Source organism: Rhodopseudomonas sp. AAP120 (assembly GCF_001295845.1).
In the GTDB taxonomy this organism is placed as follows: domain Bacteria; phylum Pseudomonadota; class Alphaproteobacteria; order Rhizobiales; family Xanthobacteraceae; genus Rhodopseudomonas.
On sequence record NZ_LJIC01000034.1, the window covers coordinates 1 to 25,182 of the forward strand.

Sequence of the window (25,182 nt, forward strand, 5' to 3'; positions counted from 1 at the left end):
GGAGCCGGTCAGTGCCCCGCCCTCGCCCAGATACGGCTCGAGCAGCTGGATGCCGTGATCGGACATCACATACTCCCGGACCTGATTGGAGTGCGCGATGCCGCGGGCCTTGAGCAGATAGAGCTCGCGATTGAACTCGCCGTTCGACTCGCGATTGAGCAGCAGCACCCACGCGTCCATCAACGACGACAGCCCGGCGTCGGTTTCGGCGTCCTGGGCATGGGCGATGTGGGTGAACACGCCGGTGATGCCGTGCGACTTCAGATAGTCGACGATGCGCAGCAGCATCGACTGCACCTCGCCGATCTCGCCGGAGCCGATGAAGGCAGAGATCGGATCGAGCACCACCAGGCTCGGCTTGAACCGCGCGATCTCGCGCAGCATCACCGCGAGGTGCATTTCCAGGCTGTAGAACGTCGGGCGCGCCGCGATGTAGCGCAACTGTCCGGCCTCGATCCAGCGGCCGAGATCGGTGCCGATCGACTTCATGTTGCGCACGGTCTGCGCTTCGGATTCTTCGAACGACAGATACAGCGCCCGCTCGCCGCGGCGGCAGGCGGCATCCGCCATCATGCCGGACAGCGAACTCTTGCCCGACCCGGCGACGCCGGTGATCAGCACGCTGCTGCCGCGATAGAAGCCGCCGCCCGACATCATGTCGTCGAGGTCGATAACACCGGTGGAGATGCGGTCTTCGAACACCTTGTGGTTCAGGCCGAGCGACGACACCGGCAGCACGCTGAAGCCGTCTTCGTCGATCAGGAACGGATATTCGTTGGTACCATGCGCGGTGCCGCGATATTTGACGATGCGCAGGCGACGCGTCGAGATCTGGCTCTCGACGCGGTGGTCGAGCAGGATCACGCAGTCGGAGACGTATTCCTCCAGCCCCTGCCGGGTCAGCGTGCCGTCGCCGCGCTCGCCGGTGATGACGGCGGTCAGCCCCTTCTGCTTCAACCAGTCGAACAGCCGCCGGATTTCGGCACGCAACACGGCCGGATTCTGGAACGCCGAGAACAGGCTCTCGATGGTATCGAGCACGATGCGCTTGGCGCCGATCTGGTCGACCGCGAATTCCAGCCGCAGAAACAGCGCTTCGAGATCGTAGTCGCCGACTTCGGCGACTTCGGTCGGATCGATTGCGATGTGTTCGATCAGGATGCGCTCCTGATCGATCAGCCCCTGCAGATCGAAGCCGAGCGACTGCACATTGTCGACGATGTCGACCGGCCGCTCCTCGAAGGTGACGAAGACGCCGGCCTCGCCGAAGTGCCGCGCGCCGTTGATCAGGAAGGTCGACGCAAACAGCGTCTTGCCGCAGCCGGCCGAGCCGCACACCAGACTGGGACGCCCCGAAGGCAGACCGCCCAGCGTGAGATCGTCGAAGCCTTCGATGCCGGTGCGGGACTTGGCGATGCCTTCGGTCATTTGAACTCGGAAATCTTCATCTTTCGAGTTTGTATTTGAACCGGAACCGGCTGCCTAGGGGGCGCCAATGAAAATGAAATGCACAAAGCTAGGAACTTTTGCCGATGGTTGAATCCTACCAGGCGCAGCGGCGACACTGTCCCGATCTGCACAGCAGCGGACCAATATCAATTGATACAACTAAGCGGTCTTAGTGACAGGTCGGCCGCATAGCGGGCGAGACGCCGAACATTCATGAGGCGCTGGCAGCCCGGCATGACGCCGACGCCGACAAAGGCGCCTGACGGGGCCAGCTCAGCCTCGCGGTCCCCGCCGTGCCACCATCAGGCGGCGTTCAGCGGAGGCACCGGCAAGGCCGTGACCGACTTGATCTTCTCCATGGCGAAGCGCGAGGTGACGTTCTTGAGGGCCACCGTGCTGATCAGCCGCTTGTAGAAGATGTCGTAGGCGCGCATGTCGGCGACGACGACCCGCAGCATGTAGTCGACGTCGCCGGCCATCCGGTAGAACTCGATCACTTCCGGCATCGCCGCGACCGCGTCCGCGAAGGTTTTGAGCCACGCTTCGGAATGGTCGCCGCTCTCGATCGAGACGAACACCGACAGGCCAAGCCCGATCTTGTCCTGATCGACCAGCGCGACCCGGCGGGTGATCACCCCGTCGGCTTCCAGCCGCTGGATCCGCTTCCAGCAGGGGGTCGACGACAATCCGACCCGGTCGCCGATCTCGGCTACCGACAGCGACGCATCCTGCTGCAGGACCGTCAGAATTTTCCGGTCGATCGCATCGAGGCGACGACTGGTTTCGACAACAGTGGTCTCGATCTCAGACATGAGAGAACATTCTTCCAAATCAAATGATGGAAGCCATCATATATGGAAGATTTTTTCACGCAAGTCCGTGTTTTGAGTCGACGAAAGGCTCGCCCTGTTGGCTTTGAGCGGAACGCCGGGGCAGTTCAGGCTACCCCGAGCTTGAGGCCACGGCTGGGGCGGAGGCTTTCGACCAGGCGCAGGGCGGCCTTGTGGGCGTCGCCGGCCGAGCGAAAGTCCTGGCCGTCGAGCGCGGTGAAGTCGTCGGCGGCCGCATGGAAGCGGTAGCCGCGGCCATCGCGGACGACGATGCCGGCGGCGCGGGAATGGACTTCGATGATGTAGGCGGAGGATGCGACGGCTTGGGACATGGCGGATGCTGACTCGAAGCTGACGATTCGCGGTGTGCGAATGCCGACCTGATAGCCCCGCTCTGCGTCAGGCCGATGAAAGACCCTTAACGCTTTGGTGCTGCGACGGTTTGTCCAACCTCTCGCCGTGGACAGCGCAACCTCTCCCGCTTGCGGGAGAGGTTGGATCGCGCAGCGATCCGGGTGAGGGCTGCGGCCTCTGAGTGGATCGCAGGCTCACTGCTCGGGGCGCCCTCACCCCAGCCCTCTCCCGCAAGCGGGAGAGGGAGTGCGCTGCGGCGCGGGGAGAGCGATCGCCTTTGTAACAGGGCGTTCAGCAGCAGGACATCGGCGGAAACATCGGCTGCAGTTTGCGCAGCGCGCGGTAGCAGCGGGCGAACACGCGGTAGGGCCAGGGCTGCGCCTGCAGCCAGCGTTCCTTGATGTCCTCGTCGCTGCCGGGCGGTGCATCGCTGCGCGGCTCCGGCGACGGGGGCCGCGGGATCAGGGCGTCGGGATCGACGTAAGTGAGCAGTGCCATGTGAGCCTCGCTCTCCGGCGCGTCTTCAGGCGAAACGGATCCCGGTTCGCATCATGAATACGCGTTAAACCACACTCTAGCCTCGTTTCGGGGCCGGCGGCAGCGGCTGGTCGTCGTCGGAAATCGCACGCCAGGCCGCGCCGTCGAGATCTTCGTATTGACCGCTCTTCAGCGACCACAGGAAGGCTGCCAGACCGAGCAAGCCGAGCACCAGCGCCAGCGGCACCAGGATGACCATGACTTCCATTTACCTGCCTCCCCGGCGGACGCGCATCGCATTCAGCATCACCAGCACCGACGAGCCGGACATCGCCAGCGCGGCGATCAGCGGCGTGGCGAAGCCGGCGATCGCGATCGGAACGGCCAGCACATTATAGCCGATCGCCAGCGTAAGATTCTCGCGCATCACGCTCATCGCCTTGCGCGAGTAGTCGACCGCGGCCAGCACCGGTGCCAGCTCCTTGCCGAGAAACACCAGATCGGCGGTGGCCTGGCTGAGATGGGTGGCGCTGATCGGCGACATCGAGACATGCGCGGCCGCGAGTGACGGCGCGTCGTTCATGCCGTCGCCGACCATCATCACGTTGCGACCCTGCGCCTTGAGCGCCTCGATATGGGCGATCTTCTCGGCCGGCGTCACGCCGGCCCGCCATGCGCCGACGCCGAGCGCGTCCGCGGCGTGGCGCACCGCCGGCTCGCGATCGCCGGACAACAGTTCGACCGCGATGCCGCGATTGATCAGCGCATCGATCGTCTTGGCGGCGTCGGGCCGCAGCAATTGCCGGACCGCGAACACGGTGCGCTGCTCGCCGCGGCTGAACGCGACGACCGACACTTCCGGATCTTCGCTGAGAATCGCGTTGGCCTCGACATCGGCGCCGCAGAACGACGGACTGCCGAGCCGTAGCTCCTCGCCCTCGATCAGCGCGCGGACGCCGCGGCCGGGCTCCTCGGTGACGCCGGGCAGCGGCGCCTTGGCGCCCGATGCGCGCGCCACCGCGGCGGCGACCGGATGATGGCTGGCAAGCGCCAGCCGTCCAGCCAATTGAAACACGTCTTGCGGCACGGCGGCGGCGTTGACAACGTCGAGCTCGGGCAGCGTCAGCGTGCCGGTCTTGTCGAACACGACAGTATCGACCGCCGAAGCGCGCTCGATCGCATCGCCGGCATTGAGCAGCACGCCGGCGCGGAACATCGCGCCCGACGCGACGGTCTGAACCGCCGGGATGGCGAGGCCGAGCGCACAGGGACAGGTGATGATCAGCACCGCGATGCCGGTGACGATGGCGTCGTGCCAGCTGGCGCCGGCCAGCACCCAGCCGAGCACGGTGAGCAGCGCGGTGGCGTGCACCACCGGCGCGTAGAGCTGCGACGCCCTATCGGCGAGACGAACGTAGCGCGAGCGCGCCTGCAGCGCATGGTCGATCAGCCGGGTGATCTCCGACAGCAGCGTGCCTTCGGCCGCCGCGGCGACGCGAACGCGCAGCGTGCCGGTGATGTTCAGCGTGCCGGCATAGACCTGGGTGCCGCGCTGGGCCTTGGCGTAGAGAGTCTCGCCGGTGATCAGGCTCTGGTCGATCTCGGAGCGGCCTTCGATGACGTGGCCATCGACCGCGCAGCGCTCACCCGGGCGCAGCAGCACGATGTCGCCGCTGCGCACCGCGGCGATCGGCACTTCGGCGATCTCGTCGGGGCCGACGAATTTGGTCGCGGTCTCGGCCTTCAGCGCCGCCAGATTGCCGGCGACCGCGCGGGTCTTCTGCCGCATCTTCTGATCGAGGAAGCGGCCCGCCAGCAGAAACGCGATCAGCATGATCGCCGCGTCGAAATAGGTGTGCTCGGCGTGGTTGATGGTCTCGACCAGCGACATGCCGAGCGCCAGCGTAACGCCGATCGAGATCGGCACGTCCATGTTGACGCTTTTGGCGCTGAGCGCCCGCCACGCCGACTGGAAGAATGGCTGTCCCGCATAGGCGGCGCAGGGCAGCACCACCAGCGCTGACAGCCAGTGAAAGAAGTCGCGCGCTTCCGGGGAAAGATCGCCGCCGAACCACACCGGCACCGACAGCATCATCACGTTCATGGTGGCGAACGCCGCCACCCCGAGGCAGCGCAGCAGAAACTTGGAGCGCTCGGCCTCCTCGACTTCGGCGCGCACCGGCTCGTACGGATAGGCCTTGTAGCCGAGTTCGGCGAGCCGATCGATGAACAGCGCCGGCTCCAGCTCGCCCTTCTTCCACTCCACCGCGAGGCGGCGGTCGGTGAGGTTGACGCGCGCCAGCGTCACGTCCGGGATCGCCGCGAGGCCGCGCTCGATCTTAGCCATGCAGGCGGCGCAAGTGACGCCTTCGACCGCGAGATCGAGATGCGCGACCTCCTGGTCGACGTCCTTGACGTAGTGAGAGAAGTCCCGCGTCATCAACATGCAGCGACCCTTTGATCCTCCGCCCCCAGCGGTCCGATCAGTCCAGCTTCAGGCGATTCTTCGACAGGAACATGCGTATGCCGTTCTGGTCGCCTTCCAGCACCAGATCCCAGCCCCCCGGCTTGAGCTCGGTGAGGCCGCCCTGGTAGATGCCGTCGCCGAGTTCGGCGAGTGTGATCTCGCGGTCGAACCGCTTGTCGGCGGGCCGCTCGAGCCGGCCGGCGAAGGCCAGTCCCGTCAGCGGCAGCCCGGCCTTGTCGTGCGCCTCGACCCGCAGCGTCGCGGTGCCGTCGGCGCGACGGTCCAGCTTGGCGTCGACCTTCCAGCCGCGCTGGGCCTGGTCGCGCGCCGCCACGATCTCGTTTTCATAAGCGAGACTGGCCGCATAGGCGCTGTCGACCTCGGTGCCGGGCAGCGTCTTGATCGCCAGCGTCATCATCAGGCCGTTGACGCCGAACACGACGCCGAAGAAGGCGATGAGCGAGGCGAGCACGACCTTGCCGGTGAGTTGGCGGGGCTTGGAAGAACGGGACATGATAGCAACTCCAATGACCGCTTACGGCGTGACGAACACGTCCTTGGCGGACGCGACTTCGCCGAGGCCGATATCGGTGACGTGGAACGTCACCGGCACCGACTTGGCGATCTCTTCGTTCGAGTTGGAATCCACCAGCACGCGCAGCTCGGTGGTGGTGTCGCGACCGAGGATGATCATCGGCCGGTCGGGCGTGATCGAATCGGCGCCGACGACGTGAATGCGGGCGTTCGGCGGACCGTCGACATCGACCGCGACCACGCGGTCGAAACCGCGCTTGTTGAGGAAGCGAATGGTGTAGCCGTTGCGGACCGAGCCGTCGCTGAGCCGCACCGCGACCGGATTGCGGTCGTGCAGCACGTTGAGATCGAGCAGGCTGCGGTTCATCAGCGCGTACAGCATCACGGCGCCGATCGCCACGATGATCGCCGAATACACCACAGTGCGGGCGCGCAGCGGCTTGAACACCTCCGGCTTGCCCTCCATCCGGCGATGGATGTTGATGTCGTTGTCGTAGCCGATCAGCCGGGTCGGGCGGCCGATCTTCTTCATCACGTTGTCGCAGGCGTCGATGCACAGACCGCACTGGATGCAGTCGAGCTGCGGCCCGTTGCGAATGTCGATGCCGGTCGGGCACACCGCGACGCACTGGTTGCAGTCGACGCAGTCGCCGACATGCTCGCCGGCGGCACGCAGTGCGGCGGCCTTCTTGAAGGAGGTGCGCTTCTCGCCGCGGTCGTACTTGTAGGTGACGTTGAGCGCCCATTCGTCGGTCAGCGCCGCCTGGATGCGCGGCCACGGGCACATATAAACGCAGACCTGCTCGCGCATGAAGCCGGCCAGCGTGTAGGTAGTGAAGGTGAGAATGCCGATCCAGATATAGGCGACCATCGGCGCCTGGAACGTCACCAGCTCCTTGATCAACGTCGGCGCGTCGGCGAAGTACAGCACCCAGGCGCCGCCGGTCCACCACGCGATCATCAGCCAGATCGAATGCTTCAGCACCAGCTCGGCGCCGCGCTGCAGATTCCACGGCTCGGTGGCTTTGCGCATCCGCTCGCGGCGGTCGCCTTCGATCAGGCGCTCGACCGCGTAGAACAGATCGGTCCACACCGTCTGCGGGCACAGATAGCCGCACCAGACGCGGCCGCCGAGCGCATTCATCAGGAACAGCGCCACCGCGGCGACGATCAGCAGGCCGGTGAAGTAGTAAATCTCCTGCGGCCACAGCTCGATGAAGAAGAAATAGAAGCGGTTGTTGGCGAGGTCGATCAGCACCGCCTGATCGGGGGCGCCGAGACCGCGATTCCAGCGCACGAAGGGCAGGAAGTAGTAGATCCCGAGGCAAACCGCCATCAGGATCCATTTGGTCCGCCGGAACGGCCCCGTCACGCTCTGCTGGTAGATTTTCTTGCCCGCCGCATACAGGGGACCGTCGTCCTCGTCGGGGGTGAAATCGACCTGGCGCAGCGGCTTGTTCATATCGGGGCTCGTTTTTGTTGTTGTGTCGTCGAGCATCGGCTCGTTCCGTATGGTCGTATCCGGGGCCGGACCCTCGGGCGCCCCCGCCACCCGAGGTGTCCGTCCGGTAGTTGGGCGGCTACTTGCCGCCGCCCAACGAGTGCACGTACACCGCCATCGCCTTGATGGTGGCGGGGTCGAGGCGCCCGATCCACGCCGGCATCACGCCGCCGCGGCCGTTGGTCAGCGTCTCGATCATGGTCGCCTCATCCGAACCATACAGCCAGATCTTGTCGGTCAGATTGGGCGCTCCGAGCTCCGGATTGCCCTTGGCTTCGTCGCCATGGCAGGACGAGCAGTTGTCGGCGAAGATCTGCTTGCCGGCCGCGAGATCGGCGCCCGGGCGGGTCGACAGCCCCGACAGCGACCGCACGTAGTTCACCACGGTGACGATCTGGTCCTTGGTCAACAGGCCGTCCTTGCCGAACGCCGGCATGTTGCCCATGTGGCCTTCGTCGTTGCCGGAGCGGGCGCCGTACTTGATGGTCTGCTCGATCTGCTCGAGCGAACCGCCCCACAGCCAGTCGTCGTCGTTGAGGTTCGGATAGCCCTTGCCGCCGGCGGCGCCGGAGCCGTGGCAGGCGGCGCAATTATCGCCGAACACCACTTTGCCCTTGGCGCGGGCCAGCGCCAGCAGCGCCGGATCCTTTTCGATGTCGGCGAGCGGCGCAGCGGCGAGCGCCGCCATCTTGTCGCCGCGCACCTTTTCGAGGTTGGCGAGGTCGACGGCGAGTTCGGCGCGGGACGAGTAGCCGAACAGGCCCTTGGTGTAGCCGTCCATCAGCGGCCAGGCCGGATAGACGATGAAGTAGCCGATCGACCAGATGATGCAGGCGTAGAAGGTCCAGATCCACCACCGCGGCAGCGGCGTGTTCAGTTCCTTGATCCCGTCCCACTCATGGCCGGTCGTGGCGGTGCCGGTGACCTTGTCGATCTCGGCGTGATGTGCGTGGTCAGCCATGGTCCTGTCAATCCTCTCGCAGCGGCATGCGCGCGGCGTCGTCGAAAGCCGTCTTGTTCTTCGGCCACAGCGCGTAGGCGACGATGGCGAAGAAGATCACCATGAACAGCGGCGTCCACCACACGGTGACGAAGCTGGATACGAAGTTCTCGACCGAGATGATCGCTTTCATGTCTCCACCTCAGCGCAGATTGGCTTTTTCGTTGTAGAGCTTGAAGTCGACCAGCGTGCCGAGCATCTGCAGATAGGCGACCAGCGCGTCGAGTTCGGTCGGATCGCCACCCTGGCCGTCGAAATTGCGGACGACCGCCTTCGGGTAGCGCTTCAGGAGATCGGCGGCGCCGGCGCTGTCCGGGTCGATCTGGGTCTTCAGATCGTCCGCAGCCTTGGCGACGTCTTCGTCGGTGTAGGGCACGCCGAGCGCCCGATTGGTGCGGAGGTGATCGGCGATGCTCGACGGATCGACCTTGTTGCTGGCCAGGAAGGCGTAGCTCGGCATCACCGACTGCGGCACGATCGACCGCGGGTTCTTCAGATGCGAGACGTGCCAGTCGTCGGAGTACTTGCCGCCGACCCGGGCGAGGTCCGGACCGGTGCGCTTGGAGCCCCACTGGAACGGATGGTCGTACATCGACTCCGCGGCCAGCGAGTAGTGGCCGTAGCGTTCGATCTCGTCGCGCAGCGGACGGATCATCTGCGAGTGGCACAGATAGCAGCCTTCGCGGATGTAGACGTTGCGGCCGGCAAGTTCGAGCGGGGTGTAGGGGCGAACCCCGTCCACCTTCTCGATCGTGCTTTTGAGGTAGAACAGCGGCGTGATCTCGACCAGGCCGCCGACCGCGATGACGAGGAGAATACCAACGATCAGGACGATCGAGTTCGTCTCGAAGATCTTGTGACGATTCCAGAAAGACATCGACCTATTCCTTACTCGGCGGCCTGCAGGGCGACGCGCGGCTGGGCCTCCGACGATTCACCGACCCGAACCGTCATCCAGAGATTGTAGGCCATGATCAGCGCGCCGATCAGGAACAGCCCGCCACCCGCAGCGCGGATCGCATAGAAGGGGTGCATCGCCTCGACGGATTCGATGAACGAGTATTCGAGGAAGCCGAGCGAGGTGTAGGCGCGCCACATCAGACCCTGCAGGATGCCCGACACCCACATCGCCGAGATGTAGAGGACGATGCCGAGGGTCGCGATCCAGAAGTGCCAGTTGACGAGGCGCAGGCTGTAGAGCTGCTTACGGCCCCACACCCACGGCACCAGGCAGTACAGCGCGCCGAAGGAGACGAAGCCGACCCAGCCGAGCGCACCGGAGTGCACGTGGCCGACAGTCCAGTCGGTGTAGTGGCTGAGCGAGTTGACCGCCTTGATGGCCATCATCGGGCCTTCGAAGGTCGACATGCCGTAGAACGCGACCGACACCACCATCATGCGGAGCACCGGGTCGGTGCGCAGCTTGTCCCAGGCCCCCGACAGCGTCATCAGGCCGTTGATCATGCCGCCCCAGGAGGGCATCCACAGCATGATCGAGAAGGTCATGCCGAGCGTCTGCGTCCAGTCCGGCAGCGCGGTGTAGTGCAGGTGATGCGGACCGGCCCAGATGTACAGGAAGATCAGCGCCCAGAAGTGGATGATCGACAGCCGATAGGAATACACCGGCCGCTCCGCCCGCTTCGGGATGAAGTAGTACATGATGGCCAGGAAGCCGGCGGTGAGGAAGAAGCCGACCGCATTGTGGCCGTACCACCACTGGAACATCGCGTCCTGCACGCCGGCCCAGGCGATGTAGGATTTGGAGCCGAGCAGCGAGACCGGCAGCGTCGGGTTGTTGCCGAGATGCAGCACCGCGATGGTCAGGATGAAGGCGAGATAGAACCAGTTCGCAACGTAGATGTGCGGCTCTTTGCGCTTCATCAACGTCGCGACGAAGATCAGCAGGTAGACAACCCAGACGATCGTGAGCCACAGGTCGGCGTACCATTCGGGTTCGGCGTATTCCTTCGACTGGGTGACGCCGAGCAGATAGCCGGTGCCCGCGATCACGATGAAGAAGTTGTAGCCGATCGCGACGAACCAGGGCGCGAGGTCGCCGGCGAGGCGTGCCCGCGTGGTTCGCTGCACGACGTAGAAGGAGGTCGCGAGCAACACGTTGCCGCCGAAGGCGAATACCACCGCGGAGGTGTGCAGCGGCCGCAGCCGGCCGAAATTCACCCACTGCGCGACGTTGAGGCCGGGATACGCCAGCTCGAGCGCGATGTAGAGGCCCGCCGTGAAGCCGGCAATGCCCCAGAACATCGCCATGAACGACAGGAACTTGATCGGGCCGAGATTGTAATTGGGCACGCCGTTGATTTCCTGCGGGGGCAGGCCGGTGCGGCGGCTGTAGCGGGTGATGATCGCGAAGACGGCCCAGGCGCTGAACGCAGCGCCGAGAGCGGCGTGGAAGGCGAAAGGCGCATCCTTGGCGAAGATCGTCGCGTAGATGCACAACACCGTGGTCAAGGTGAACACGAGCGTCAGACCACCCTCGCCAAGGGTGATCCGTTTGGATGTGAGAGCTTGATTCATCTGATCAATCTTTTCTCGGCGGGGCAGTTGGTCGCACCAAACCTGGAATCCATCGAGGTCGATTGATCGAAATCAAATTGCATCATTTTGCGGCATATCGACCTGGGCGGCGGGACGCAGCCGCCGGATTCGGCACGAAGTGCAGCAAAGCAAGCGCATCACGCGGCGTCGCCTCGGACCAGTACGAGGCGTTTTCAAGAGCGTTTAACAGCGGCTTTAGACCAAGGGATGAGTTGCGCGCCGCGCGACTGATAGCCATTTGCGGATGCTTGCAAGCGCGACGGCAGAGCGCATCGGTGGATGCCCTGCGCTGGCTATAAGCAAGCGACACCGAGCCCCGTATCGCCGGGCTTGTCCCGGCCATCCACGTCTTTGATGCGTTTCGGTCAGCAAGGCGTGGATGCCCGGGGCGAGCCCCGGGCATGACGTGGGGAGAGTCAGTGCTCGATCGTTTGGGCGCTTGTCAGGTCAGGAGACCTGCGCTCACCCGCGCTGGCTCTCATAGGCCTTGAGGTGGGTGTAGATCACGCGCAGCCGGTCGACCGGCTGACTGGCGGCGTCGGCACGAGCGATCAGGTCGCCGATGACGTGATCGGCTTCGATCTTGGCACCGGCCTGGATGTCGCGGAACATCGAGGCGGTGAGCTTGGAGCCGGCGGCGAGCAGCATGCCGCGGGTCCGCTCGACGAACGGCGCGCGCGGCGGATGACCGGCGGCTTTGGCGATCGCGGTGATCTCCTCGAGCACGCCGAGGATGAAGTCGGCACCGCCGGGCGCCGCGAGGATGTCGCCGACCGGCGCGCGCATCAGGCTGGTCGAGCCCGCGAGCGTCGCCAGGAAGGTCCACTTCTCCCACATCTCCTGCATCACCTCAGTGGAGGCGTTGACGTCGAAGCCGGCGCCGCCGAGCGCCGCCGCGATCGCGGTGACGCGCGGACTGCTGCCGCCGTCGCGTTCGCCGAAGGTGATGGAATTCATCGGCGCCAGCTGCACGACATGGCGCTGGGCGTTGAGCATCGCGGCAATCACGCACTGGCCGCCGAGCACGCGGTCGCGGCCGAACTTGCCGTCGAGTACGTCGAGGTGCCGGAGGCCGTTGAGCAGCGGCAGCACCGTGGTCTGCGGCCCGACGCCGGGCGCGAACGACGCGATCGCGTCGTCTAGGTCGAACGCCTTGCAGCTCAGCAGCACCAGGTCGTAATCGGGCTTCAGCTCGGCCGACTGCAGCGCCGGCGGATTCGCGATCGTCGCATCGCCGTTCGGGCTCTTGATGACGAGGCCATCGCGCGCCAGCTCCGCCGCCCGCCCCGGCCGCACCAGAAACGTGACGTCCCGCCCCGCCTGCAACAGCCGGCCGCCGAAGTAACCGCCAATGGCGCCGGCGCCGACGATGAGAATCCGCATGCCATTTAATCCTCTTTGTTTCACGTCTAGCATTGCTACGCCGCGAGGTACACGATCAGCGCCTCATCCTGAGGAGCTCGGCGAAGCCCGTGGGCGTAGCCGTGCGTCTCGAAGGATGAGGTGGCAAAGCCGTGCAACCTCATGGTTCGAGACGGCGCTGCGCGCCTCCTCACCATGAGGGGCGCGAGCATCGCGAAGCCTCACCACTTCTCGCCGAACGGCCTGATCTCCATCTCGAACGTCCAGGCGCTTTTCGGCTGCTGATAGAGTTGCCAATAGGCGCCGGCGACCGAGGCCGGCGGCATCAAGAGGTCGGGATTGTCGAGCGCCTCCTTGCCCCACAGCTGCTCGCGACGCTCGCGGACCCAAGCGGTGTCGACGCCGGAATCGATGATCAGATGCGCGACGTGGATGTTCTTCGGCATCAGCTCGCGCGCCATCGATTGCGCCACCGCGCGCAGCCCGAACTTGGCGCTGGCGAAGGCGGCGAAGCCGGAGCCGCCGCGCAAGCTGGCGGTCGCGCCGGTGAAGAAGATCTTGCCCTGGCCGCGCGCCAGCATCAGCCGGGCCGACTCGCGTCCCGAGACGAAGCCGGCCCAGCACGCCATCTCCCAGACCTTGCGAAACACCCGGTCGGTGGTTTCGAGAATCGGGAAATTGACGTTGGCGCCGACGTTGAAGATCGTCACTTCAAGCGGTGCGTGGGCGTCGGCATCGTTGAGGAATGCCGTCACCTCGTCTTCCTTGCGGGCATCGAGCGAGCGCGCCACGATTCTGCCACCGGCCGCTTCGATCTCTTCGACCAGCGGCGCCAGCTTTTCGCCGTTACGGCGGCCGGCGAATACGGTGAAGCCTTCAGCCGCGAATTTCTTGGCGATCTCGGCGCCGATGTAATCCCCGGCCCCGATCACCGCGACGGTGGCGTTGCGTGGCGTCATGCTGGCGTCTCCCGGATTGCTGAGTTTTGGCTAGGCTCTTCGAATTGATGCGCCAGATCCTCATCCTGAGGAGCGCGCTGTTGCGCGCGTCTCGAAGGATGAGGCGGCACGGCCGTGGCCTCATGGTTCGAGACGCCCGGCATGGCCGGGCTCCTCACCATGAGGGTCTGGCTCTCACTTGCTCTCAGCCGTACATCTCCTCGACGTCGCGGAGCTGTTCCTTGCCGAAGAACATCTCCTTGCCGACGAAGAAGGTCGGCGAGCCGAACGCGCCGCGCTGCACGGCGTCTTCGGTGTTGGCGATCAGCCTGGCCTTGACGTCCGGCTCCTGCGCACGGGTCAGCAGCGCTTTGCCATCGAGCCCCGACGAATTGAGCGCCGCCACGGCGGTCTCCAGATCATCCATCTTCTTCGGCTCGACCCACATGTGGTGAAACGCGGCGTCGACATATTTCTCGAACACGCCCTCCAGCTGCGCCGCGACGGCCGCGCGCATCAGGTTCAGCGTGTTCACCGGGAAATGCGGATTCCACACATAGGGCTTCACCGCGTAGCGCTTGACGAAGCGCTCGGTCTCGATCACGTGGAATTCGCGCTTGTTCTTGACGCCGGCGAGCGTCTCGGCCGGCGACTTGTTGTTGGTGGCCTTGAAGATGCCGCCGAGCAGCACCGGCACGTAGTCGAACCTGGCGCCGATGCGCTGTTCGATCGCCGGGATCGCCTCGTGCGCCAGGAACGCGTTGGGGCTGCCGAAATCGAACAGGAATTGCGGGGCGGGTGTGGGCATCGTGTCCTCCGGCGGCGCGCTCAGCGCGTCTTATATGATTTGCATCATGCCATCGCAGCCTAGCGGGTCGCCGCGGCGCAATCAACCGGAACTCGGCCACGCCGGCCCCGCCAGCCGCCGCGCATGATCACGGATGTCGACCGGCCACGCCTGCGTGCAGCGCGCGAACTTCGCGCTGTCGCCGGCGAACAGCGCGCGCGCCGCTTCCTCGTAATCCGGCCGGTCGCCGGCCATCACGGTCATGAAGCGGTGCGTGGCTTCCTGCGCGGCGCGCACGCGGTCGGTATCGGCCGAGGCATGGCGCGCTTCATCGACCAGCCGGCGCAGCGCCACCGAGGCGCCGCCGCGCTGCTGGCCGAGCCATTCCCAATGCCGCGGCAGCAGCGTCACCTCGCGCGCCACCACGCCCAGTTTCGGCCGCCCCCGCCCGCGCGGCACCTCGTCGCCAACAGGCTCCGGCACCGACTCATCGGCCGGCAGCCGCGCCAGCACCTCGGCCAGCGATCCGCGCAGATCGAAGTCGACCTGTTGTGACGCCGCGCCGAACACCAGCACGCCCGCTTCGCCGCGATCGACCAGCGGTTTGATCGCCGCCACGACGCTGCGGAGGTCGCCCTCGGCGAGCAGGCGTTCGCCCTGAAAGGCGACATAGCTGGGCACGTCATTGGGGTTCATGGGCAGGCGCTCCGGTGCGACGTCGAAGCCTCAATATTTTATCCGGGTAAAATTGACAAGCCCTGCCCCGCCCTGCTAGGACGCACGCCGCACAAAGACGCAGAAGGACCCGTGATGACCAAGCTCGACCGCAAGGCGGCGATCAACGCCTACAAGGAGCGCAAGCCGAAAGCCGCGATCTTCGCGCTGCGCTGCGCGGCGGCCGACGCGGTGTGGATCGGGCCGACGCTCAACCCCGACACCGTGCACAACAAGATCTGGTTCACGCTGCGCCAAGGCGGCCATCCCAACCGCGAGCTGCAGCAGGCCTGGACCACGCACGGCGCCGACGCTTTCGCGCTGGAAACGCTGGAAGTGTTCGAGCCGGACGAGGACCGCTATCTGCGCGACAACCAGCTCAAGGATCGCGCCGCGCATTGGCGCGAGCGGCTCGGCGCAAGGCCGCTCTGAGCCGCGGCCCCTCGCGGCAGCGGATGGCGCCGAAATCGTCATCCGCGTCGGGCGATTTCGCGCTATCAACGCGTCGCATCATGCAGCGAGGTCGCCATGCTCATCGTCCATCATCTCAACAATTCCCGCTCGCAGCGCGTGCTCTGGCTGCTGGAAGAGCTGGGGGTGCCCTACGAGATCAAGCGCTATCAGCGCCAGCCCGACATGATGGCGCCGAAGGAACTGCGCGCCGTGCACCCGCTCGGCAAATCCCCGGTGATCACCGACGCCGGCAACACCATCGCCGAATCCGGCGCGATCATCGACTACATCGTCGACAGCTATGGCGAGGGCCGGCTGATCCCGCCGCCGAAGACGCCGGAGCGGCTGCGCTACACCTATTGGCTGCATTACGCAGAGGGCTCGGCGATGCCGCCGCTGCTGCTCAAGCTGCTGTTCAGCATGATGCCACAGCGCGCGCCCGCGCTGGTGCGCCCGCTGGTCAAGATGGTGGCGAACGGCGCGCTGACCGGCTTCGTCGACCCGCAGCTCAAGCAGCACATGGCGTTCTGGGAAGCCGAGCTCGGCAAGAGCACGTACTTCGCCGGCAACGACTTCACCGCCGCCGACATCCAGATGAGCTTCCCGCTCGAAGCCGCCGCCTCCCGCGCCGGCCTCGACCAGCACTACCCCAAAGCGCAGGCCTGGCTCGCCACCATCCACGCCCGCCCCGCATATCAACGCGCGCTGGAGAAGGGCGGGCCGTATGAAATTGGGAAAGCGTAAGGAACAGGTAGTAGAACGATAGCTCGCCCCAGGCACGGCCGACTCCCTCTCCCGCTTGCGGGAGAGGGGTGGGGTGAGGGCGCCCCAGGCAGTGAGCGCGCCACCACGCCCCCTCGACTACACCGAGAGTCTTTCGTCCGCGGCTCCCTCACCCCAACCCTCTCCCGCAAGCGGGAGAGGGAGCGCGCTGGGCTTGGGGTGAGAAGTTTGCTTACAATGGCGCCCTACCCCATCGGCAGCGGCGTGACCTTGACGCCGGGTGGCGGGACGTCGTCGTCGGGGACGAAGAAGTCGGACATCAGCTGCGCGGTCGGGTCGACGCGGTAGGGCTCGAAGTCGGTGACGCCGGCCTCGTACAGCACCTTGTCGTCGATGCAGAACTGGCCGGTGAAGTCGCGCGACGGCTTGGTGAGGATCGCGTGCGCCGCGTCGCCCATGATCGCCGGCGTGCGGCTGGCCCGCATCATCGCGTCGCCGCCGAGCAGATTGCCGACCGCTGCGGTAGCGATCGTGGTCCGCGGCCATAGCGCGTTGACGGCAATTCCGGCGCTCTTCAGCTCGGCCGACAGTCCGAGCACCACCATGCTCATGCCGAACTTCGCCAGCGTGTAGGCGGTCGACCCCGCGAACCATTTCGGCTGCATGTCGAGCGGCGGCGACAGCATCAGGATGTGCGGATTGTCGGCCTTCTTGAGATGCGGGATGCAATATTTCGATACCATGAAGGTGCCGCGGGTGTTGATGCCGGTCATCAGGTCGTAGCGCTTCATGTCGGTCGCCTGCGAGTTGGTCAGGCTGATCGCGCTGGCATTGTTGACGCAGACATCGAGCCCGCCGAACTCCGCGACGGTCTGGTTGATGGCATCGATCACCTGCGCCTCGTCGCGGATGTCGCACACCAGCGGCAGCGCCTGGCCGCCGGCGGCGCGGATCTCGTCGGCCGCCGTGTAGATCGTGCCCTGCAGCTTGGGATGCGGCTCGGCCGTCTTGGCGGCGATCGCGATATTCGCCCCATCCCGCGCCGCCCGCAGCGCGATCGCCAGCCCGATGCCCCGGCTCGCGCCGGTGATGAACAGCGTCTTGCCCTTCAGTGATGCCATGGTCGTCTCCTCGTCGCTCAATCGAAGTCACCGCAGATTAGCAGAGCGCCGCTGCATCCGCTTGCGGGGAGGCGTTGATTTCTTCTGCAAGCCGAAACCATCGCCGCACGCCCGGCGCGCTCCCTCCCCCGCTTGCGGGGGAGGGTTGGGGTGAGGGCCAGGCCGCGAACCGCAACGCTTGCTATAAGCCCAGTCCAATTAGCAATGAGCTCACTGCCTGGGGCACCCTCACCCCAGCCCTCTCCCGCAAGCGGGAGAGGGAGCACGCAGCGGGCGGGGAGAGGCTTACGTCGAACACCAGTCGTCATGCGCGGGCTTGACCCGCGCATCCATCTTCTTCGCCAGAAGGCATCATGCGAAGGCGATGGATTGCCGGGTCAAGCCAGGCAATGACGCATCATGCGACTAATCAGCGATCAATGTCCCGCCGCCGTTGCCCCGCGCGTCCTCGGATCCGGGGCGCCGTGGAAGCCGGCTTGGTCGATGAAGATCGTGTTGGTCGAGGTCTGGCCGAGCGGGACGGCGATGCGGTGGCCCAGCGCGCGCAGGGCGTCGAGGGTGGCGTCGGGGAAGCCGGTTTCGACGCGGACTTCGTCAGGCATCCATTGATGATGCAGCCGCGGCGCGGCTACGGCGGCGGCGACGTTCATGCGATAATCGAGCACGTCGACGATCACCTGCAGCGTCGCCGAAATGATCCGGCTGCCGCCGGGCGAGCCGGTGACCAGCACCGGCTTGCCGTCTTTCAGCACGATGGTCGGCGACATCGACGACAGCGGCCGCTTGCCCGGCGCCGGCAGATTGGCGGCGAAGCCGACCAGCCCGTAGGCGTTCGACGCGCCCGGCGCCGCGGTGAAATCGTCGAGCTCGTTGTTCAGCAGCACGCCGGTGCCGTCGGCGATCAGGCCGACGCCGTAGGAGAAATTCAGCGTGTAGGTGTTGCTCACCGCGTTGCCCTGATCGTCGGCGACCGAGTAGTGCGTGGTGTTCTCGCCCTCCTTCGGCTGCGACACCGCGTCGGCCGCCGGCGTCGCACGCGCGAGGTCGATGCCCTTGCGCAGCGTCGCCGCATAGTCCTTCGACAGCAGCTTTGCGGTTGGCGCGTCGCTGAACGCCGGGTCGCCGAGATAGCGGGCGCGGTCCGCATAAGCGCGCTTCATCGATTCGATCAGCAGATGCAGCGACGGCGCGCTGCCCTGCGCGTAGGTCTGCAGCGTGTAGCCCTCGAGGATGTTCAACGTCTCGATCAGCACCACGCCGCCCGAGGACGGCAGCGGCATCGCCACGATGTCGTAGCCGCGATAGGTGCCGCGCACCGGCGCGCGCACCACAGCCTGATAATTCGCCAGATCCTCGGTGGTGATCAGCCCGCCAGCCTCGCGGATACTCCGCGCAAGTTCGTCCGCGACCTCGCCGCGATAAAATCCGTCCGGCCCCTTGTCGGCGATCGCCTGCAGCGTCGCGGCGAGATCGGGCTGTTTGAGGCGGTCGCCGTCCTGCAGCGCCGAGCCGTCGGAACGGGCCAGCACTTTCTGCGTCGACGGCCAGCGCGACAGCCAGGCGTGCCATTGCGGAAACGTATCGGCGTTGTCGTCGGCGATGATGAAGCCGTCACGCGCCAGTTCGATCGCCGGCTGTAGCACGTCGCGCAGCGTGAACTTGCCGGAGCCATACTTGTCGAGCGCCAATGCCAGGCCTGCGACAGTGCCGGGCACGCCGATGCCGAGCGCGGATTTGCGCGACTTGTCGGCGTCGGGTTTGCCGTCCGTCAGGAACATGTCCTGCGTCGCAGCCTGCGGCGCGGTCTCGCGATAGTCGATCGCGACGTCTTCGTTTTTCGCCGCAGAGTGGATCACCATGAAGCCGCCGCCGCCCAAATTGCCGGCGCGCGGATAGGTCACTGCCATCGCAAAGCCGGTCGCCACCGCGGCATCGATCGCATTGCCGCCGCGCGCCAAGAATTTCGCGCCGACTTCGGCCGCGAGTCTCTCCTGCGCCACCACCATGCCGTGCTTGGCGACCACCGCCGGCGCGGATGCGGCCTCGCGCAGCGCGCCGCCGCGCATGTCCTGCGCCGAAGCTGCCATCGGCGCGAGGCTCAGCGCGGTGATGGTCCACGCCGTCACGATTATGCGATGAAGAAACGTCATGCTGCTCATTTCGGGTTCCGGGGACGCGGGCGAAGGCTGCTCCGCGCCGGCGAATCCTATAGGGATTGGCCGGGCCGGCCAAATCCGGCGCAGCAGGGACGGAACAAGATGGCGTCATCGATCGTCGCGGACAGCGCACCGGACACGGCGCCGCGCACCTATCCGTCGCGTGGCGCCGTGCTCGGCTGGATCTTCTTCGACTGGGCGGCGCAGCCTTACTTCACGCTGATCACCACCTTCATCTTCGCGCCCTATTTCGCCACCTACGTGGCGCCCGATCCGGCGACGGGGCAATCGCTGTGGGGCTTCGCCACCGCGGCGAGCGGCTTGCTGATCGCGCTGGCCTCTCCGGTGCTCGGCGCAGTGGCGGATGCCAGCGGCCGTCGCAAGCCGTGGATCGCGCTGTTCGGCGCGATGCTGGTGATCGGCTCATGCCTGATGTGGTTCGGCCGGCCGGGCGATCCGCACATCATCCTGCCGCTGCTGATCGCCTATGCGCTCGCCACCATCGGGGTCGAGTTCGCCACCGTGTTCAACAACGCGATGATGCCGAACCTGGTGCCGCCCGAAAAGATCGGCCGCTTGTCCGGCACCGGCTGGGCGACCGGCTATGTCGGCGGCATCCTGTCCTTGATCTTGGTACTCGGCTTCCTGGCCGCGAGCCCCGACACCGGCAAGACCCTGCTCGGCCTGTCGCCTTGGTTCGGACTCGATCCGGCGACGCATGAAGGGGATCGCATCAGCGGGCCGCTGACCGGGATCTGGTTCGTGGTGTTCGTGCTGCCGATGTTTCTACTGACGCCGGATTTTCCGGCGAAGCTGAAGGTCCGAGCCGCGGTGCGCGAGGGGTTGCGCGAACTCGCCGAGACGCTGCGCGATCTGCCGAAGCGGCGTTCGCTCGCCGCCTTCCTGATCGCCAACATGATCTACACCGACGGCCTGGTGTCGCTGTTCGCGTTTGGCGGCATCTACGCCACCGGCACGTTCGGCTGGAACACGATTCAGATCGGCAGTTTCGGCGTGATCCTGGCAATCGCCGCCACCTTCGGCGCCTACATCGGCGGACGGCTCGACGACGCGCTCGGCTCCAAGCGTGTGATCGCCGGCTCGATGGTGCTGCTACTCGTCGCGATCGCCGGCATCCTGCTGATCGATCCGTCGCACATTCTGTTCATGGAAGTGACGCCGCCGCAGCCCGGCGGCGGGCTGTTCGCCGCGCCGGCAGAGCGCGCTTACTTGCTGCTCGGCTGCCTGATCGGCATCGCCGGCGGTCCATTACAAGCCGCGTCGCGGACGCTGCTGATCCGGATCGCCCCGCGCGACCGCATCGCGCAGTATTTCGGCCTGTTCGCGTTGACCGGCAAGGTCACCTCGTTCATCGGCCCGCTACTGATCGCGACGGTGACGGCGATCACCGCGAGCCAGAAGGCCGGCATGGCGGTGCTGGTGGTGTTCTTCGTCGCCGGATTGGCCCTCCTGACCCAAGTGCGGCGCTCGACTGAGGGGTGAAACCCGGTCCATGGACAAAGCCGCCGGCGTGGTCTATATCAGCCGCATGATCCGTCCGACCGCCTCGTTCTGGTACTTCTATTTTAGCACCTCGCTGGCGGCGGGAGGATTTCGCGCGATCTGACGATTGCAGCATAGAAGTCCGAAAAGCCGCCAGACCTGGCGGCTTTTTCGTTTGAGCCGGCAGGTCTCCCTCACAAGGAGCAGACTGCCGTGTTGACCACCACCGACGACCTTCGCCTGCAGAAGATCACCGAACTGAGTACGCCCGACGAGGTCATGGGCGAGATTCCGCGCACGCTGACCGCGACCCGCACCGTCGCGGCGAGCCGCAGCGCGATCCACGCCATCCTGAGCGGAGCCGACGACCGGCTGCTGGTCGTGGTCGGCCCCTGTTCGATTCACGATCCGACCGCGGCGCTGGACTATGCCAGCCGTCTGGCGGCGCTGCGCGAGACCTTGTCCGACCGGCTCGAGATCGTGATGCGGGTGTATTTCGAGAAGCCGCGCACCACGGTGGGCTGGAAGGGACTGATCAACGACCCCGACCTCGACGGCAGCTTCCGCATCGACAAGGGGCTGCGGCTGGCGCGCCACGTGCTGGCGGCCGTGAACAATCTCGGCCTGCCGGCCGCCACCGAGTTCCTCGATCTGATTACGCCGCAATACATCGCCGACCTCGTCGCCTGGGGCGCGATCGGTGCGCGCACCACCGAGAGTCAGATCCACCGCGAACTGGCGTCCGGCCTGTCGTGCCCGATCGGCTTCAAGAACGGCACCGACGGCAATGTGCGGATCGCCGCCGAGGCGGTGAAGTCCGCCGCGCAGCCGCATCACTTCATGGCGGTGACCAAGCGCGGCCGCAATGCGATTGCGGCCACCACCGGCAACAGCGACTGCCACGTCATCCTGCGCGGCGGCGTCACTCCGAACTACGACGCCGCCAGCGTCGACGCCGCCGCTGGCGTGCTCGGCAAGGTCGGGATTGCGCCGCGCCTGATGATCGACGCCAGCCACGCCAACAGCAGCAAGCAGCCGGAGAACCAGCCAAAGGTCACGGCCGATATCGGCCGTCAGCTCGCGGCGGGCGACGACCGCATCATCGGCGTGATGATCGAGAGCAATCTGGTCGCCGGCCGCCAGGAAGTCGTCCCGGGCCAGGCCCTGCAATACGGCCAGAGCATCACCGACGGCTGCATCGACTGGGCAACGACCGAGACGGTGCTGCACGAGCTCGCCGCTGCGGTGGACAACCGCCGAGTGACGCGCCGTGCCGCCCAGCAGGAAGGTGCGGCGGCTTGATCAGCTACGCGCGGGGCAGCGGCCTCGGGTCGCCGCCCCGCTTTTCGCATCTGTTGTTAGGGCGCTGCAGGACTTGATTGAAGCGATACGATCCAAGGTGCACTGAGTCCTCATCCTGAGGAGCTCGGCGAAGCCGGCGTCTCGAAGGATGGGGCCACGCAGCACCAGTGGCCCATGGTTCGAGACGGCGCTTCGCGCCTCCTCACCATGAGGCTGTGCTTGTTGTTGACGCCTCACACCGCGAGTTATCAAACGCCTCAGTGCCGGAAATGCCGCGTGCCGGTGAACACCATGGCAATGCCGGCGTCGTCGGCGGCTTTGATGACTTCGTCGTCGCGGACCGAACCGCCCGGCTGGATCACCGCGGTGGCGCCGGCTTCGATGCAGGCCAGCATGCCGTCGGCGAATGGGAAGAACGCGTCGGAGGCGACCACCGAGCCCTTGGTCATCGGCGCGGCGAGCTTCATCGCCTCGGCCGCATCCTGCGCCTTGCGGGCGGCGATGCGCGCCGAATCTACACGGCTCATCTGCCCGGCGCCGATGCCGACGGTGGCGAGGTCCTTGGCGTAGATGATCGTGTTCGACTTGACGTGCTTGCCGACCCGGAACGCGAATTTCAGATCGCGCAGTTCGGCCTCGGTCGGCTGCCGCTTGGTGACGACCTTCAGCGACATATCATCGACCACCGCGTTGTCGCGCGACTGCACCAGAAGACCGCCGGCGACGGTCTTGTAGGTCAGGCCGGTCGCGCGCGGATCGGGCAGCGAGCCGGCGAGCAGCAGCCGCAGATTCTTCTTCGCCGCGACGATCGCGATCGCTTCCTCGGTGGCATCCGGCGCGATGATCACTTCGGTGAAGATCTCGGTGATGGCGCGCGCCGCTTCAGCGTCGAGCGTGCGGTTCAGCGCGACGATGCCGCCAAACGCGGAGACGGAGTCGCAGGCCAGCGCCTTCTGATACGCGTCGAGCAGACTCGATCCCTCGGCCACGCCGCACGGATTGGCGTGCTTGACGATGACGCAGGCGGCGGTGCGCTTGGTATCGAACTCGCCGACCGCCTCATAGGCGGCGTCGGTGTCGTTGATATTGTTGTAGGACAGTTCCTTGCCCTGCACCTGGCGGGCGGTGGCGACGCCGGGACGCTTCTCGGGCGTGGCGTAGAACGCAGCCTTCTGATGCGGATTCTCGCCGTAGCGCAGCGACTGCAGCAGGCGACCACCGATGGCGCGGAAGTCCGGCGCGTCGAGTTCGAGCTGCAGGGCGAACCAGTTGGAGATCGCCGCATCATAAGCTGCGGTGCGCGCATAGGCCTTGGCGGCGAGGCGCTTGCGCAGGGTCAGCGTGGTGGCGCCGTTATTCGCGGCGAGTTCGTCGAGCACCGCCTGATAATCATTGGCCTCGACCACCACGGCGACGTCGTCGTGATTCTTGGCGGCGGCGCGGATCATCGCCGGGCCGCCGATGTCGATATTCTCGATGCAGTCCTCGTAGGACGCGCCTTTGTCGACGGTGGCTTCGAACGGATACAGATTGACGACCAGGAGATCGATCTGCGGGATGCCGTGCGCGGCCATCGCCTGGGTGTGCTCGTCGTTGTCGCGGATCGCCAAGAGGCCGCCATGCACCTTCGGGTGCAGCGTCTTAACCCGGCCGTCCATCATCTCGGGGAAGCCGGTGACGTCGGAGACGTCCTTCACCGGCAGGCCGGCGGCCGCAATGGCTTTCGCCGTGCCGCCGGTGGAAATGAGGTCGACGCCGTGGCCGACCAGCGCACGGGCGAAATCGATCAGGCCGGTCTTGTCGGAAACAGAGAGGAGCGCGCGGGTGACGCGGCGGGGAGTCGGACTCATGGGGCAAGATCCTGTGTCGTTAGGAAAGCTGTGCCCAGGCGCGCGGCGGAGACGTCCCGCGCTTCCCGATGGTGCTCCATCCTAGGTCGCCAGTCGCGCGAGGCCTGCGCCTGTTAGCAGTTTTCGCCGGCCGCGACAACGCCGACCAAGGTTTCGCAAGCGCGCTGCCTCGCAAGGCTGATGCCCGCCAGGTGCACTGACTCCTCATCCTGAGGAGCACGGCGCAGCCGGGCGTCCGAAGGATGTGGGCCACGCATCGCCCGCGGCCCATGGTTCGAGACGGCGCTTCGCGCCTCCTCACCATGAGGTTTGCCCGTAACGAGCGCTTGGGCGAAGCTAGGCGCTACAGCGGCAGTTCCGGCTCTCGCCGCGCGGCGCGCCGGGCTGAGGTGGCTTGCGGCGAGGAATTGGAGCGGACGAAACTCCAGCGCACGCTCGGCGCCTCGATCGAATTCTGCCGGATCACGATCTGGGTCGAGCGCCGCGGCCCGTCATTGCCGGCCAGGAACACGCTCTCTTCCAGATCGACCTTGTCGTCGGCCGCCTCGAAGGTCCAGACCTCGCGATTGGGCAGCACCAGCATCACGCCCTTGGCGTCGCCGAGGCGGCTGGCCTTGACCTGCGGATGCAGATGGAAGCGCAGCGCGTAATCGGCCTGCGCGGCGCGGTGACGACCGCCCTGCGCCGGCTCCAACGTGTCCTCGCCGTCGACCCGGCTGCCGTCGTGCTTCACCATGATGACGCGCTGATGCAGCACGCCGAACCGGTCGCGATAGCCGTCGTGCGAGGTGGTCAGCAGCACGCCGTTCGCGACCTCCTCGCGGCGGTTCTCGACCCGGCTCGGCCCGCTGACGATCGGCGCGCCCTGCAGCAGCTTCTTCATCGCGGACCGCTCGACGAAGCTGCACGACGAGGTGTCGTGGCATGTGACGGTGGAATGCGCCGGCGTGGAGCGGGCGAAGCCCCGCCAGCTCTCGCGATTGGTGCCGGGCATGCCGCAATTGATGACGATGCGGCTCGGGCCGGAGGACAGTTCGAACGACAGGCAGCCGGCATGCGCGTCCTGGCTGACATTGGGAGGCGGCGGCGAGCCGGCGTCGACGAT

General features: G+C 66.1%; 24 protein-coding genes and 1 riboswitch. Of the genes, 4 read left to right on the forward strand and 20 right to left on the reverse strand.

What is annotated here, in order from left to right:
- From kaiC to IP86_RS06690, 16 genes are all read right to left on the reverse strand, one after another.
- On the reverse strand, positions 1-1,428 hold a 1,428-nt coding region (gene kaiC, locus IP86_RS06615; protein WP_054161728.1), incomplete at its 3' end, for a circadian clock protein KaiC.
- Between the two features lie 323 nt (positions 1,429-1,751).
- Positions 1,752-2,261 carry an Lrp/AsnC family transcriptional regulator gene (locus tag IP86_RS06620; RefSeq protein WP_054161729.1) on the reverse strand — a complete coding sequence of 170 codons (510 nt, stop codon included), beginning with the start codon at positions 2,259-2,261 and terminating at the stop codon, positions 1,752-1,754.
- Between the two features lie 125 nt (positions 2,262-2,386).
- The gene (locus IP86_RS06625) at positions 2,387-2,611 is read right to left on the reverse strand and encodes a hypothetical protein (RefSeq protein ID WP_054161730.1); all 225 of its coding nucleotides are present in this window, start codon (positions 2,609-2,611) and stop codon (positions 2,387-2,389) included.
- Between the two features lie 313 nt (positions 2,612-2,924).
- The gene (locus IP86_RS06630; protein ID WP_054161731.1) at positions 2,925-3,131 is read right to left on the reverse strand and encodes a hypothetical protein; all 207 of its coding nucleotides are present in this window, start codon (positions 3,129-3,131) and stop codon (positions 2,925-2,927) included.
- Positions 3,132-3,207: 76 nt separating this feature from the next.
- Positions 3,208-3,378, reverse strand: a complete 171-nt coding sequence (ccoS, locus tag IP86_RS06635) for a cbb3-type cytochrome oxidase assembly protein CcoS (protein WP_054161732.1) — start codon at positions 3,376-3,378, stop codon at positions 3,208-3,210.
- Positions 3,379-5,556: a heavy metal translocating P-type ATPase gene (locus IP86_RS06640; protein ID WP_054161733.1), complete on the reverse strand. Its 2,178-nt coding sequence runs from the start codon at positions 5,554-5,556 to the stop codon at positions 3,379-3,381.
- Between the two features lie 37 nt (positions 5,557-5,593).
- On the reverse strand, positions 5,594-6,091 hold the full coding sequence (locus tag IP86_RS06645) for a FixH family protein (RefSeq protein WP_054161734.1): 498 nt from the start codon (positions 6,089-6,091) through the stop codon (positions 5,594-5,596).
- A gap of 21 nt (positions 6,092-6,112) precedes the next feature.
- A complete protein-coding gene (gene ccoG / locus IP86_RS06650; protein WP_054161735.1) occupies positions 6,113-7,573 on the reverse strand; it encodes a cytochrome c oxidase accessory protein CcoG in 1,461 nt (486 codons plus the stop codon).
- Between the two features lie 118 nt (positions 7,574-7,691).
- Entirely contained in the window at positions 7,692-8,573 is an 882-nt protein-coding gene (ccoP, locus tag IP86_RS06655; RefSeq protein WP_054161736.1) for a cytochrome-c oxidase, cbb3-type subunit III, read from the reverse strand.
- Positions 8,574-8,580: 7 nt separating this feature from the next.
- Positions 8,581-8,745 (reverse strand): cbb3-type cytochrome oxidase subunit 3, encoded by a 165-nt coding sequence (locus IP86_RS06660; protein ID WP_054161737.1) that lies wholly within the window; start codon positions 8,743-8,745, stop codon positions 8,581-8,583.
- Positions 8,746-8,754: 9 nt separating this feature from the next.
- Positions 8,755-9,489: a cytochrome-c oxidase, cbb3-type subunit II gene (gene ccoO, locus IP86_RS06665; protein ID WP_054161738.1), complete on the reverse strand. Its 735-nt coding sequence runs from the start codon at positions 9,487-9,489 to the stop codon at positions 8,755-8,757.
- A gap of 11 nt (positions 9,490-9,500) precedes the next feature.
- Complete coding sequence (gene ccoN, locus IP86_RS06670) at positions 9,501-11,147, reverse strand: cytochrome-c oxidase, cbb3-type subunit I (RefSeq protein WP_054161739.1); 1,647 nt, start codon at positions 11,145-11,147, stop codon at positions 9,501-9,503.
- 483 nt (positions 11,148-11,630) lie between these two features.
- Complete coding sequence (gene panE / locus IP86_RS06675) at positions 11,631-12,551, reverse strand: 2-dehydropantoate 2-reductase (RefSeq protein ID WP_054161740.1); 921 nt, start codon at positions 12,549-12,551, stop codon at positions 11,631-11,633.
- A 200-nt stretch (positions 12,552-12,751) separates the two neighbouring features.
- Positions 12,752-13,489 carry an SDR family oxidoreductase gene (locus IP86_RS06680; RefSeq protein WP_054161741.1) on the reverse strand — a complete coding sequence of 246 codons (738 nt, stop codon included), beginning with the start codon at positions 13,487-13,489 and terminating at the stop codon, positions 12,752-12,754.
- Between the two features lie 184 nt (positions 13,490-13,673).
- Entirely contained in the window at positions 13,674-14,276 is a 603-nt protein-coding gene (locus IP86_RS06685; RefSeq protein WP_054161742.1) for a 2-hydroxychromene-2-carboxylate isomerase, read from the reverse strand.
- 81 nt (positions 14,277-14,357) lie between these two features.
- Positions 14,358-14,951 carry a DUF2239 family protein gene (locus tag IP86_RS06690; protein WP_054161743.1) on the reverse strand — a complete coding sequence of 198 codons (594 nt, stop codon included), beginning with the start codon at positions 14,949-14,951 and terminating at the stop codon, positions 14,358-14,360.
- A 114-nt stretch (positions 14,952-15,065) separates the two neighbouring features.
- On the opposite strand from IP86_RS06690, the gene IP86_RS06695 reads away from it, so the two are divergent.
- Together IP86_RS06695 and IP86_RS06700 are read left to right on the forward strand one after the other, a co-directional pair.
- Complete coding sequence (locus IP86_RS06695; protein WP_054161744.1) at positions 15,066-15,401, forward strand: GIY-YIG nuclease family protein; 336 nt, start codon at positions 15,066-15,068, stop codon at positions 15,399-15,401.
- A 96-nt stretch (positions 15,402-15,497) separates the two neighbouring features.
- Positions 15,498-16,166: a glutathione S-transferase gene (locus IP86_RS06700; RefSeq protein WP_054161745.1), complete on the forward strand. Its 669-nt coding sequence runs from the start codon at positions 15,498-15,500 to the stop codon at positions 16,164-16,166.
- A gap of 224 nt (positions 16,167-16,390) precedes the next feature.
- On the opposite strand, the gene IP86_RS06705 is transcribed toward IP86_RS06700, so the two are convergent.
- Together IP86_RS06705 and ggt are read right to left on the reverse strand one after the other, a co-directional pair.
- Positions 16,391-17,266 carry an SDR family oxidoreductase gene (locus IP86_RS06705; RefSeq protein ID WP_054161746.1) on the reverse strand — a complete coding sequence of 292 codons (876 nt, stop codon included), beginning with the start codon at positions 17,264-17,266 and terminating at the stop codon, positions 16,391-16,393.
- A gap of 416 nt (positions 17,267-17,682) precedes the next feature.
- Complete coding sequence (gene ggt / locus IP86_RS06710) at positions 17,683-19,416, reverse strand: gamma-glutamyltransferase (protein ID WP_502693986.1); 1,734 nt, start codon at positions 19,414-19,416, stop codon at positions 17,683-17,685.
- Between the two features lie 108 nt (positions 19,417-19,524).
- On the opposite strand from ggt, the gene IP86_RS06715 reads away from it, so the two are divergent.
- A complete protein-coding gene (locus tag IP86_RS06715) occupies positions 19,525-20,925 on the forward strand; it encodes an MFS transporter (RefSeq protein ID WP_054161748.1) in 1,401 nt (466 codons plus the stop codon).
- Between the two features lie 213 nt (positions 20,926-21,138).
- Positions 21,139-22,227, forward strand: a complete 1,089-nt coding sequence (locus IP86_RS06720) for a 3-deoxy-7-phosphoheptulonate synthase (protein ID WP_054161749.1) — start codon at positions 21,139-21,141, stop codon at positions 22,225-22,227.
- Positions 22,228-22,484: 257 nt separating this feature from the next.
- On the opposite strand, the gene purH is transcribed toward IP86_RS06720, so the two are convergent.
- A complete protein-coding gene (gene purH, locus IP86_RS06725) occupies positions 22,485-24,077 on the reverse strand; it encodes a bifunctional phosphoribosylaminoimidazolecarboxamide formyltransferase/IMP cyclohydrolase (RefSeq protein WP_054161750.1) in 1,593 nt (530 codons plus the stop codon).
- Positions 24,078-24,102: 25 nt separating this feature from the next.
- Positions 24,103-24,184, reverse strand: a riboswitch (ZMP/ZTP riboswitch).
- Positions 24,185-24,420: 236 nt separating this feature from the next.
- Positions 24,421-25,182: heparinase II/III family protein (locus tag IP86_RS06730; RefSeq protein WP_197279661.1), on the reverse strand; the 762-nt coding region annotated here is incomplete at its 5' end.